This window comes from Streptomyces sp. NPDC050759 (genome assembly GCF_044456945.1).
GTDB lineage: Bacteria > Actinomycetota > Actinomycetes > Streptomycetales > Streptomycetaceae > Streptomyces.
Genome location: NZ_JBITGI010000016.1, coordinates 222,342 through 234,597, shown reverse-complemented (window position 1 = coordinate 234,597; position 12,256 = coordinate 222,342). Strand labels below are relative to the sequence as shown.

Genomic DNA, 12,256 nt, shown 5'->3' with positions numbered 1-12,256 from the left:
CCCCCCCCCCCCCCCCCCCCCCCCCCCCCCCCCCCCCCCCCCCCCCGGCCCCGACCCACCCACCGAACCCCACGCGCTACACAAGCCCCCACCGGGACCGAGCGGGCTGCCGCAGGCACAAAAGGGGCGCGGGGAACTGCGCACAACGCCCGCCCCCACCGAACCCGCAGGCATCACGTCCCATACAGCTCCCGATAGGCCGGCCACACCCCACCCACCCCCTCCACCGACTCCGCCGCCCGCACAGCCCGCACAATCGCCCGCGTCACCACATCCGCCCCCGCCGCGAGCACGGAGTTGAGCGCGAGCGGATCGCCGGCGTCGAGCGGCCGCGCCCCCGTCGCCAGGGCGAACACCGTGTCGCCGTCGTGCAGCAGGTGCACCGGCCGCACGGCTCGCGCGATGCCGTCGTGCGCGGTCCCGGCCACCTTCTGGGCCTGCGCCTTCGACAGTTCCGCGTCCGTGGCCACCACCGCGAGCGTGGTGTTCAGAGGCGGCGGCGCACTCTTCGCCGCGGTATCGGCGAGCCGCCGGCGCGCGGCGTCATGCACCCGCTCCTCCGGATACCGCACCCGCCCGGCGAACAACTCCCCATACAGAACCCCCGTCTCCGGATCGGACACCGCTCCCACCGCGTTGGCCACCACCAACGCCGCCACAGTGATCCCCGAGGGGAGGACGACGCTCGCCGTCCCCACCCCACCCTTCATCGCCCCGACCGCGGCCCCCGTCCCCGCCCCCACACACCCCTCCGCCACCTCCGCACCGAAGGCACTCTCCGCGGCGGCCTCGACGGCGGCCCGCCCGGTCGCCGCGTCCGGCCGGGCCCGGAAGTCACCGCCCCGCCCCAGGTCGAAGACACACGCCGCAGGCACGACCGGCACCACATGCGAGGGATCGGGCCCCACCCGCACCCCCCGCCCCTGCTCCTCCAGCCAGGCCATCACCCCGGAGGCCGCGTCGAGCCCGTACGCGCTGCCCCCGGTCAGCACGATCGCCTCGACCTTCTGCACCAGGTTCCGCGGGTCGAGCGCGTCGGTCTCCTTTGTGCCGGGACCTCCACCGCGTACGTCCACCGCGGCGACGGCCCCGCCCTCCGGGGCGAGTACGACGGTGGTGCCGGTGAGCCAACCGTCGCCGGTGCGCGTCGCGTGCCCCACGCGTACCCCGGCGACATCCGTCAGAGCGTCAACTGTCATGGAACCAGTCTCGTCCAGCCCCGCCGCACTCCTCGGAACCAGCGGTCCGAAGACCCCGCAGACCGGCCGGACGAGGTCACGCCGCCCGAACCGACTCCCCGCGCTCCCGGGCCGCCATACGCGCGGTCAACGTCGTCCCGGTCACCACCGCCAGCGTCGCCACGATGCCCGCGGCCAACACCGCCCAGCCGCCCAGGAAGGTGCAGCAGATCACCAGCAACGCCGTGACCGGCAGCACGAGTTGCTGCGCGATGCCCACCTTGAAATACCGCGAGTGCAGGCCCCAGACGGTCAGCAGATACAGCGCGGTCGGCAGGGTCACCGCGGCAGACGCGGCCAGTGTCGAGATGTGTGCCTTGCCGACGGCCTGTTCGACGGCCACCTCCAGGCCCGCCCCGATCGCGGCGGCCGACGCGAACACCAGGTAGTGGCCGTATCCCCACAGGAACGCCTGCCTGTTGGAGCGCAGATGGCCGTGGATGGGCACCACGAAGTAGATCCACCAGGCGGCGAAGACGATCAGCAGTCCGCCCGTGGCGATCGGCAGCAGCTCGTTCAGCGCGTCGTTCTCGTCGATGCCGGACTTCACGGCGACCGTGGCCGCGGCGATCGTCTCGCCGAGCACGATGATCGTGAACAGCCCGTACCGTTCCGCGATGTGGTGCGGATGCCACGACGTCGGATGGTCCCTCTCGGCGAACGGCGGCACGCACATCTCCAGCACCGCCATCACCAGGAAGACCCACGCCCGACCGCCCTCGGGCAGCACCAGCAGCCCCAGCCAGCCGACCTGGCACAACAGCACGCCGAACACGTACCGCAGGGCCATCGTCCGCTCCGCGCCCTCGCTCGAGCGCGCCACCCGCAGCCACTGCGCGATCAGCGCCAGCCGCATGATCACATAGCCCACCAACACGGCCAGGAACTCGTGGTCCTCGAACGCCCGGGACACCCCGGCCGCCAGCACCAGCACGCCGGCGATCTGTACCAGGGTGACGACCCGGTAGAGCGCGTCGTCGTTGTCGTACGCCGAGGCGAACCATGTGAAGTTCATCCACGCCCACCAGATGGCGAAGAAGACCATCGCGTAGTTGAGGATCCCCTCGCCGGCGTGGCCCTCGGCGATGGCGTGCACGAGGGCCACGCCCGCCTGGGCGATGGCCACGACGAAGCACAGGTCGAAGAAGAGCTCCAGCGGCGAGGCGACCCTGTGGGCCTCGTCCCTGCCGCGGGCGGTGAGTCTGCGCAGTGGACTGCGCGTCGGACTGGACGTCATGGCCCAAGCACAGCAGATACCGGCCGGGAATGCCCTCGCGCCCGTTCACGAGGTGCCCGGGTGAGGGGTCCGCGTCATACGAGCCGTCGGGACCGCTGCCGTACCCTGGACCGGTGAGCACCCCCGACCCCGCGCCCTCCGAGCCGAACCCCGCGCTGGTCTTCGACGATCCGCTGGACCAGCAGTCCCCGGACGACACCGACCGAGGCTGGGGCGACCGGCCGCGCACCGACAGCGACAGCGCGGCCGACCTGAAGCGCTTCCTCGACGAGAAGCCGCCCCACCACCTCTGAGCGAGGCGCACGACCCAGCTCGCTAGCGCCCGTCGTGGCCCGAGCCCCGCTGCGCGACCATGGCGTCGCGGATCTCCTTGAGGACCTCCAGCTCGGTCACTTCGATGACCTCGTGCGTGCCCTCCTTCGCCTTCCGGCGGGCCTCCGTCCGAGCCAGGTACTTCGCCATCGGCAGGACCATCAGGAAGTAGACGACGGCCGCGGTGATCACGAAGGTGAGCGTCGCACCGAGGACCGAGCCCCACAGGATCCGGACCCCCGTCGCGCTGCCGCCGGTACCTGTGCAGGGGCCCTTGATGCACGAGCTGTAACTGTCGAGGTTCTTCGTTCCGACCGTCCCTACCAGCGGGTTGATGATTCCCTTCACCACCGAGTTGACGATGTTGGTGAAGGCGGCGCCGATGACCACCGCGACAGCCAGATCGACGACGTTCCCGCGCATCAGAAAGGCCTTGAAGCCCTCCCAGACGTTCGGCTTCTTCTCGCTCACCTAGAGGCCTCTTCTCGCACGCACAGGGTGTGGAACAAACAGCTCCGCAACCTACGTCAACGCGAGGTGCCCCTGTCCCATGGGGTAGCTCGAAAGGGGCTCTTGACACGAACTCCCGCAACGGACGGACCGCACGGCTCAGCACAGCGTCACCGCCAGCCGTGCCGTCGCGCTCGCGCCCGCGAGGCGTGCCGCCGTCGACCGCGGCACCGAGAGCACGACCAGTGCCCCGCCCTCGGTCACACCGTCCAGGGGCTCCGGCACCTTCGTCACCCGCGCCCCGCGCGCGACCACCCGCGCATCCCCGCCCAGTGCCGACTCCTCGGCGGCGATGACGTCGACCCGGTCTCCGGGGCGCAGCAGTCGGACCGTCGCACCGTCGGCGATCCGCACCGGCGCCGACACCGTCTCCACGGCACGGTGCTCGCGTACTGGCTCGGTCGCCGGATGCCCCCGCGCCCCGTCGTCGCTCCGCGGGCCCGCCGCCACCAGCGCGGCCGCGGTGACGGCCAGGCCGAGGGCCAGGGCCCGCCCGCGGTGCCGTACGAACCGTCGTAGCTGCCGGCCTCCGCCGCGCACCCGCACCGGCGCGAAGTGCGGGACCTCGCAGGTCGGGGGAGCGTCGGCACCCAGCGGGAGGGGAACGAGGGGAGAGGGGGAGGGAGCGAAGGACATGAGGACCACCACCAGCGACGAGACATCGGCTTGCGCTGCAACGATGCGGCTTTGCGCCGAATCCCGCTGAGCTCGGTGGACTACCGGCGGGTTGTGGAAAACTCCCTCACCCGAACGAGAACTTCCCTCGCCGCTACGGCAGCTCGAACCCAGGATTCATCCCGCCCAGCGCGTTCACGCACAGACAGTCCCGCTCGTCCCCCGCCGGCAGCGCCGCCACCGCGTCGAACAGCACGCCCCGCAGCCGGTCCACGTTCGCCGCGAACACCCGCAGCACCTCGTCGTGCGAGACGCCCTCGCCGGTCTCGGCGCCCGCGTCGAGATCGGTGACCAGGGTCAACGACGTGTAGCAGAGCTCCAGTTCACGGGCGAGCGCCGCCTCCGGATGGCCGGTCATGCCCACCACCGACCAGCCCTGGGCCTGGTGCCACACCGACTCGGCGCGGGTCGAGAACCGCGGCCCCTCGATCACGACGAGCGTGCCGCCGTCCACCGCCTCCCAGTCCCGCCCCCGGGCCGCCTTCAGCGCGGCCGCCCGCCCGACGGGGCAGTAGGGGTCGGCCAGCGACACGTGCACCACGTTCGGCACACCGCCGTCCGGCAGCGGCAGACCGTCGAAGTACGTTCCCGCCCGGGACTTCGTACGGTCGACGAGCTGGTCCGGTACGAGCAGCGTGCCCGGGCCGTACTCCGTGCGCAGCCCGCCCACGGCGCACGGACCGAGGACCTGCCGTGCCCCCACCGACCTGAGCGCCCACAGATTGGCCCGGTAGTTGATCCGGTGCGGCGGCAGATGGTGGCCGCGCCCGTGCCGGGGCAGGAAGGCCACCCGTCGGCCGGCGACCTCGCCGAGGAAGAGGGAGTCGCTGGGCGGACCGTAGGGGGTGTCCACCTGGACCTCGGTCACGTCGTCGAGGAACGAGTAGAAGCCGGAGCCGCCGATTACGCCGATCTCTGCGTTCGCCATGACCAGCACAGTATCCGGCCCCCGAAACCCGCGGCGGCCGGGCCCGGGAAACACCAAGGACCCCGCCGTCGTACGACGGCAGGGCCCCGGAAGTGAGACCTACGCGGCGGAGCTGCTGCTGGACGAGGTGCCCGAGCTCGACGACTTCGAGTCCGAGGAGGACGAGGAAGAAGACGAGGACGACTCGGACGACGACGAGGTGGACGTCGACGGCTTCGAGGACGACGACGCCGGGGAGCTGCTCGACGAGGAGCCGCGGCTGTCGTTGCGGTAGAAGCCGGAGCCCTTGAAGACGATGCCGACCGCGGAGAACACCTTCTTGAGGCGACCCTGGCAGTTGGGGCACTCGGTCAGAGCGTCGTCGGTGAACTTCTGCACCGCCTCGAGGCCCTCGCCGCACTCGGTGCACTGGTACTGATAGGTGGGCACTGTCTTCCTCCTGGCACTCTCACTCAATGAGTGCTAACGATGGTCCATAGTGACGTATTCCCGGGGATCAGTCCACTGCCACCGGCACTCGGTGACCGATGCCACGTGCGACGGTCCGGGCGCGGGGCCGCGCGACGAGGTGGGAACGCAGCGCCAGCAGAGTCGTCAGGGCGAGCACAGTGCCACCCATCGGCACCAGGAACCCGGCGCCGCCCCAGAAGCGGTCCTCCAGCTGTCCGGCGATGGTGACGGCGGCCGCCTGGCCGAGCGCCACCGCGCCGGTCAGCCAGGTGAAGGCCTCGGTGCGGGCGCCGGCCGGGACCAGGCTCTCGACCAGGGTGTAGCCGGTGATGAGGGTGGGCGCGATGCACATGCCGACCAGGAGGCCGAGGCCGGCCAGGACGAGCACCGAGTGCGCGGCCCACAGGCCCGAGGCGGTCAGCGCGAGGGCGCCGTATCCGACGATCAGGCGCCGCTGGGGGGCCACCTTCCAGGCGATGGCGCCGCAGACCAGGCCGGAGAGCATGTTGCCCGCGGCGAAGACGCCGTAGAGGACACCGTTCAGGCCGGGTTCGCCGATCGACTCGCTGAACGCGGCCAGCGAGACCTGCATGCCGCCGAAGACGGAACCGATGCCCAGGAACGTCACGATCAGGACCCGCACCCCGGGGATGCGCAGCGCCGAGGCGTGCTCCACGCGCGCGTGCCCGTCGACGGCCGTGACCGACGGCTGCGTGCTCTTCTGCGCGGCGAACAGCAGGCCGCCGAGCAGTGTGAGGGACGCCTCCGTCAGCAGGCCCGCGGCCGGGTGCACGGCGGTGCACAGGGCGGTGGCGAGCAGCGGGCCGAAGACGAAGGTCAGCTCGTCCGTGACGGACTCGAAGGCCGCCGCCGTGGTCATCAGGGGCGAGCCCTGCAGCTTCACGCCCCAGCGGGCGCGCACCATGGGCCCGATCTGCGGCACCGAGGCACCGGTGGGCACGGCCGCCGCGAACAACGCCCACAGGGGCGCGTGCGCGAGGGCGAGGGCCGTCAGGGACAGGCCCGAAACGGTGTGCACCAGCACGCCGGGGACCAGCACGGCGCGCTGGCCGTAGCGGTCCGCGAGACGGCCGCTGTAGGGCGCGAACAGCGCCATGGCGACCCCGGTGACGGCCGCGACGGCGCCCGCCGCGCCGTACGAGCCGGTGGTGTGCTGCACGAGCAGCACGAGGGAAAGGGTGAGCATCGCGAACGGCTGGCGCGCCGCGAAGCCGGGGAGCAGGAACGTCCAGGCGCCGCGGGTACGCAGCAGCTGCCCGTATCCGGGGCGGGAGGAGGTGACCGTGGATGCCACGGCCCGTGCCTTTCTGCCGCCTGGTAGCGCGGCTCCCCTTCAAAAGGGGCGGCGCCGAGAGCTGTCCTCTTGCGCGGACTGCGGTAGATGCCGGACTGCTCAGGGACGTCTCGGCCGCCATACGGTCGCGCCAGCTCTGCGTCAGGCAGAGTTGGTTCGATCAGGGGTGCGAGCACATCGTACAGGGCAGCGCGTAACACGCTCTTAACGTGTGCCCTCGGCGCCGTCCGTGCCCAGCCAGTCGGCCAGCTTGCCGCCGTGGCCCACCGCGCGCAGCCGCCGTTCCGCGGCGTCGCGGACCGGGTCGGTGGCGACGACCAGCAGTTCGTCCCCGCGCCGCAGCACCGTGGTGGGCAGCGGAACAAACGATTTTCCCTCGCGGACGACGAGGGTGACCGCGGACCCGGCCGGCAGGCGCAGCTCGTTGACCTCGACGCCGTGCATCCGGGACCCCTCGGGGATCGCGACGGACAGCAGGTGCCCGCGCAGCCGCTCCAGGGGCGCCGACTCGATGCCGAGGTCGGCGGCCTCGGAGTCCCCGCCCAGGCGCAGCGTGCGCGCCAGCCAGGGCAGCGTCGGACCCTGCACGAGGGTGTAGACGACGACCAGGACGAAGACGATGTTGAAAATGCGACGGCTGCCCTCGATACCGCTCACCATGGGGATCGTCGCCAGGATGATGGGCACGGCGCCGCGCAGTCCGGCCCAGGACATGAGCGTCTGCTCCTGCCAGGGCACCCGGAACGGTGTCAGGCACAGGAAGACGCTCAGGGGCCGCGCCACCATGGTCAGCACCAGCCCGATGACGAGCCCGGGCAGCACGTCGTCGCCCAGCTCGTGCGGGGTGACCAGCAGACCCAACAGGACGAACATGCCGATCTGGGCGATCCAGCCGAGGCCGTCGGCGAAGCCGCGGGTGGCGGGCCAGTGCGGCAGCTTGGCGTTGCCCATCGCCATGGCGGCGAGATAGACGGCGAGGAAGCCGCTGCCGTGTGCCAGCGCGCCCGCCGCGTACGCGGTGACGGCGATCGCCATGACCGCGATCGGATAGAGGCCGGAGGCGGGCAGGGCGACGTGCCTGAGGCCCCAGGAGCCCAGCCAGCCCACCGCGATGCCGATGGCCGCGCCGATGGCCAGCTCCAGGGTTATCTCACCGATCAGCGCGTACCAGTGCTCGACCGGGCCCGCCTGGGAGAAGGCGACCACCAGGATGACCACCGGGGCGTCGTTGAAGCCGGACTCGGCCTCCAGCGTGCCCGTCACGCGCATGGGGAGCGGGATCCTGCGCAGCACCGAGAAGACCGCCGCCGCGTCCGTCGAGGAGACGACCGCCCCGATGATGAGCGCCTGACGCCACTCGAGGCCGATCAGGTAGTGCGCGGCCGTCGCCGTGACACCGACGCTCACCGCGACCCCGCCCAGCGCCAGCGCGGTGGCGGCCGGCAGGGCCGGCTTGATCTCCTTCCACTTCGTGCCGAGGCCGCCCTCGGCCAGGATCACGACCAGGGCCGCGTACCCGATGACCTGGGTCAGTTCGGCGTTGTCGAAGTGGATGTCGCCGATGCCGTCCTGTCCCATGGCGATGCCGATCCCCAGGTACACGAGCAGGCTGGGGAGCCCGCTGCGCGAGGAGATCCGGACCGCTGCCACAGCGACGAGCAGGACGAGCGAGCAGACGAAGAGGAGCTGGTTGAGGTGGTGGACAGTCAGCGGCCGTTCCCTTCCCTGGCTCACCGGCATCACGCGCGCGTGAGCTCACGTACATAGGACACGAAGTGGTGGGACTCCGCATCCAAGTACTTCGTTACCTTACCTAACTCTTGACGATTTCTTGACGCTTCGCGAGGTGAGATCGAACGCTCGTCCGCGCTGGTTCCCCACTCCGCGTCAAGTCCGCCTGGGCCCTGCGCCTATGGTTGCTCCAGCGCGCGGAGCCTGCGTCACATCCCCGGCCGGGCGCGCGGCGTCTGGTGCGGCCGGGGTTGTGACGCAGGCTCCCCGTCACCAGCACAGCCCGCCCTGCCGCTCGCGTGTTAGGACAGCAAGGACAGCGATGCCCCCCACCACCACCGCCTCATCGGGTCAGCAGCCCGGCAAGTCCGGCAGGAAGAAGGGGCGCAGAGCCCGTCTGATCGTTCTCGTCCTTGTCCTGGCCGTCATCGGCGGCGTCGCCTACGGCGGGTACTGGTCGGTGAGTACCGTCCGTGCCTCCTTCCCGCAGACCAAGGGCTCGATCGAGCTCGAAGGCCTGTCGGGCCCCGTGGACGTCAAGCGCGACAGCTACGGCATCCCGCAGATCTACGCCTCCTCGGACGCGGACCTGTTCATGGCGCAGGGCTACGTCCAGGCGCAGGACCGCTTCTACGAGATGGACGTGCGCCGCCACATGACCTCCGGGCGCCTGTCGGAGATGTTCGGCAAGGGTCAGGTCGACGACGACGAGTTCCTGCGCACCCTGGGCTGGGACCGCGTCGCGAAGAAGGAGTACGACACCAAGCTGTCGGCCTCCACCAAGAAGTACCTCCAGGCCTACGCCAAGGGAGTCAACGCCTACCTCAAGGGCAAGAGCGGCAAGGACATCTCCCTGGAGTACGCGGCCCTCGGCTTCAGGAACGACTACAAGCCCGAGCAGTGGACCCCGGTCGACTCGGTCGCGTGGCTGAAGGCCATGGCCTGGGACCTGCGCGGCAACATGCAGGACGAGATAGACCGCGCCCTGATGACGAGCCGCCTCGGCCCGAAGCAGATCTCCGACCTGTACCCCGGGTATCCGTACAGCCGGAACCAGACGATCGTCCAGGAGGGCCAGTACAGCGAGCTGACCGGGACGTTCGAGCAGAACGGCAGCACAGCGAACAGCGGGACGACCGGCACCGGCGCTTCCTCGAGCGGCTCCGGAACGTCCACGAGCGGCACCACGGGCACGTCGGCCTCCACCGCGTCGTCGACCTCGTCCTCGACCGCCTCGGCGCTCCAGAGCCAGCTCTCGGGCCTCTACAACGTCCTGGACGACGTCCCCACGGCCGTCGGCGTCAACGGCCAGGGCATCGGCTCCAACTCCTGGGTCGTGGCGGGCTCGCACACCATCACCGGCCAGCCGCTGCTGGCCAACGACCCGCACCTGTCGGCCTCCCTGCCGTCCGTCTGGTACCAGATGGGCCTGCACTGCCGGACCGTCTCCAGCAAGTGCCAGTACGACGTCTCCGGCTACACCTTCGCGGGCATGCCCGGCGTGGTCATCGGCCACAACGCGAAGATCGCCTGGGGCATGACGAACTCCGGCGTCGACGTCACCGACCTGTACCTGGAGAAGCTCTCCGGCGACGGCTACCTCTACGACGGCAGGACCAAGCCCTTCACCACGCGCGAGGAGACCATCAAGGTCGCCGGCGGCGAGTCCAAGAAGATCGTCGTCCGTGAGACGAACAACGGCCCCCTGCTCTCCGACCGCTACGACGAACTCGTGAAGGTCGGCAAGAAGGCCACCGTCGACAACGCGGCCCCCGACCGCGGCGACGGCTACGGCGTCGCCCTGCGCTGGACCGCGCTCGACCCCGGCACCTCCATGGACGCCGTGTTCGCGATGGACAAGGCGTCGAACTGGAGCGAGTTCCGCGAGGCGGCGGCCCTGTTCGACGTGCCCTCGCAGAACCTCGTCTACGCCGACTCCGAGAACATCGGCTACACGCTGCCCGGCCGCATCCCGATCCGCGCGAAGGGCGACACCGGCGCCATCCCGGCCCCGGGCTGGGACCCCAAGTACGCCTGGACCGGCAAGTACATCGAGCAGGACGAGCTGCCCTATGAGTACAACCCGAAGCGCGGCTACATCGTCACCGCCAACCAGGCGGTGATCGACAAGGACAAGTACCCCTACACGCTCACCACGGACTGGGGCTACGGCACCCGCAGCCAGCGCATCACCGACCTGATCGAGCAGAAGATCAAGGGCGGCGGCAAGGTCTCCACCGACGACATGCGCCAGATGCAGGTCGACAACAGCAGCGAGATCGCCAAGCTGCTCGTGCCCAAGCTGCTGAAGATCGACGTCAAGGACAAGGACGTCCGTCAGGCGCAGGAGCTGCTGGAGGGCTGGGACTACACCCAGGACGCCGACTCGGCGGCGGCGGCCTACTTCAACGCCGTCTGGCGCAACATCCTCAAGCTCGCCTTCGGCAACAAGCTGCCCAAGGAGCTGCGGGTCAAGGGCCAGTGCCTGTGGGTCGACCCCATCAACACCACCGGCCCCGCGGACGAGGCGGACAAGGTCCGCGAGTGCGGCCAGCGTGACGCCGACCAGGCGCAGCCCGACGGCGGCGACCGCTGGTTCGAGGTCGTGCGCAACCTCATGGACGACGAGAACAGCGACTGGTGGAAGACGCCGAAGGGCGCCGGCGACCGTCTCGAGGCCACCAATCGCGACCAGCTCTTCGAACGCGCCATGATCGACGCCCGCTGGGAGCTGACCGCCAAGCTCGGCAAGGACATCGACACCTGGAGCTGGGGCCGGCTGCACCGGCTGTTCCTGAAGAACCAGACCCTGGGCACCGATGGTCCCGACATCGTGAAGTACATGCTCAACCGCGGCCCCTGGAAGCTCAGCGGCGGCGAGGCGACGGTCAACGCGACCGGCTGGAACGCCGCGGGCGGCTACGGCGTCGTCTGGGTGCCGTCGATGCGCATGGTGGTCAACCTCGGGGACCTCGACAAGTCGAAGTGGATCAACCTCAGCGGCGCCTCCGGGCACGCCTACAGCGCGCACTACACCGACCAGACCGGCAAGTGGGTCAAGGGCGAACTGCTGGACTGGTCGTTCTCGGACGACGCCGTCGACAAGAGCACGACCGACACACTGGTGCTGAAGCCGTGATCCTCCGGCGGTAGAGCGAAGAAGGGGCCCGCCACACGCGCGTGTGGCGGGCCCCTTGTGTTCACACGCCGCTACCGGAAGCGGCGCACACCCGACGGCGTCACCACCGCGTGCACCGGCCGGTCGTGCGGCTCCTCCGGGACATGCGCGACGACCTCGGAGTCGTAGAGGAGCACCACCAGCGCCGGTCGTGCGCCCGCGCGCTCCAGGCGCGCGAGCACCCGGTCGTACGACCCCCCGCCGCGCCCCAGGCGCATCCCGCGCCCGTCGACCGCCAGGCCGGGCAGCAGCACGACGTCCGCGCCGGTCACGGCGTCCGGGCCCAGCCGCTCGCCGGAGGGCTCGAAGAGGGCCATCTTCCCGCCGTGCTGGACGCGCGCGACGGAGCCCTCGCCGGTGTAGGCGCCCCAGTCCAGATCGTTGTCCGGCAGAAGCGCCGGGAGCAGAACGCGCACGCCCCGCTCGCGCAGCGCGTCAAGGAGTGTGAGCGTGCCAGGTTCGCTCCCTACCGAGACGTACGCCGCCACCGTGCGCGCACGCGCCAGTTCGGGCAGTCCGAGGGCCCGGTCGGCCAGCGCGGCCGCCGCTTCCCGCACGTCATCGGCCGTCAACCTGTTCCTCGCCGCCAGGTACTCTTGCCGCAACGTTCGCTTGTCAGGCTCGGTGGAACGTCCGATGTGACTCAAGGTCTGCACCCATACCCTTCTAATACGCTCATATA

11 protein-coding genes are annotated in these 12,256 nt (G+C 70.5%); 2 read left to right on the top strand and 9 right to left on the bottom strand.

Annotated elements, in window-relative coordinates; translation table 11 throughout:
• Positions 1-173 precede the first annotated feature (173 nt).
• Entirely contained in the window at positions 174-1,199 is a 1,026-nt protein-coding gene (locus ACIBJB_RS37085) for a P1 family peptidase (RefSeq protein ID WP_398937462.1), read from the bottom strand.
• A gap of 76 nt (positions 1,200-1,275) precedes the next feature.
• Entirely contained in the window at positions 1,276-2,475 is a 1,200-nt protein-coding gene (locus ACIBJB_RS37080) for a low temperature requirement protein A (protein WP_398937460.1), read from the bottom strand.
• Between the two features lie 113 nt (positions 2,476-2,588).
• On the opposite strand from ACIBJB_RS37080, the gene ACIBJB_RS37075 reads away from it, so the two are divergent.
• The gene (locus ACIBJB_RS37075; protein WP_398937458.1) at positions 2,589-2,768 is read left to right on the top strand and encodes a hypothetical protein; all 180 of its coding nucleotides are present in this window, start codon (positions 2,589-2,591) and stop codon (positions 2,766-2,768) included.
• Positions 2,769-2,790: 22 nt separating this feature from the next.
• Here the strand turns inward: ACIBJB_RS37075 and mscL are convergent, their stop codons facing one another.
• From mscL to ACIBJB_RS37045, 6 genes are all read right to left on the bottom strand, one after another.
• Complete coding sequence (mscL, locus tag ACIBJB_RS37070) at positions 2,791-3,258, bottom strand: large conductance mechanosensitive channel protein MscL (RefSeq protein WP_398937456.1); 468 nt, start codon at positions 3,256-3,258, stop codon at positions 2,791-2,793.
• A gap of 138 nt (positions 3,259-3,396) precedes the next feature.
• On the bottom strand, positions 3,397-3,933 hold the full coding sequence (locus ACIBJB_RS37065) for a hypothetical protein (protein ID WP_398937454.1): 537 nt from the start codon (positions 3,931-3,933) through the stop codon (positions 3,397-3,399).
• A 133-nt stretch (positions 3,934-4,066) separates the two neighbouring features.
• Complete coding sequence (locus tag ACIBJB_RS37060) at positions 4,067-4,900, bottom strand: S-methyl-5'-thioadenosine phosphorylase (protein WP_398937452.1); 834 nt, start codon at positions 4,898-4,900, stop codon at positions 4,067-4,069.
• 99 nt (positions 4,901-4,999) lie between these two features.
• Positions 5,000-5,329: an FmdB family zinc ribbon protein gene (locus tag ACIBJB_RS37055; RefSeq protein ID WP_079072329.1), complete on the bottom strand. Its 330-nt coding sequence runs from the start codon at positions 5,327-5,329 to the stop codon at positions 5,000-5,002.
• A gap of 67 nt (positions 5,330-5,396) precedes the next feature.
• Entirely contained in the window at positions 5,397-6,665 is a 1,269-nt protein-coding gene (locus tag ACIBJB_RS37050; protein WP_398937450.1) for an MFS transporter, read from the bottom strand.
• A gap of 204 nt (positions 6,666-6,869) precedes the next feature.
• Positions 6,870-8,405: a potassium/proton antiporter gene (locus ACIBJB_RS37045; protein WP_398937448.1), complete on the bottom strand. Its 1,536-nt coding sequence runs from the start codon at positions 8,403-8,405 to the stop codon at positions 6,870-6,872.
• Between the two features lie 313 nt (positions 8,406-8,718).
• On the opposite strand from ACIBJB_RS37045, the gene ACIBJB_RS37040 reads away from it, so the two are divergent.
• Complete coding sequence (locus ACIBJB_RS37040) at positions 8,719-11,535, top strand: penicillin acylase family protein (RefSeq protein WP_398937446.1); 2,817 nt, start codon at positions 8,719-8,721, stop codon at positions 11,533-11,535.
• A 71-nt stretch (positions 11,536-11,606) separates the two neighbouring features.
• Here ACIBJB_RS37040 and ACIBJB_RS37035 read toward each other — a convergent pair whose 3' ends face one another.
• Positions 11,607-12,221, bottom strand: a complete 615-nt coding sequence (locus tag ACIBJB_RS37035) for a 5-formyltetrahydrofolate cyclo-ligase (protein ID WP_398937444.1) — start codon at positions 12,219-12,221, stop codon at positions 11,607-11,609.
• Positions 12,222-12,256: the final 35 nt, after the last annotated feature.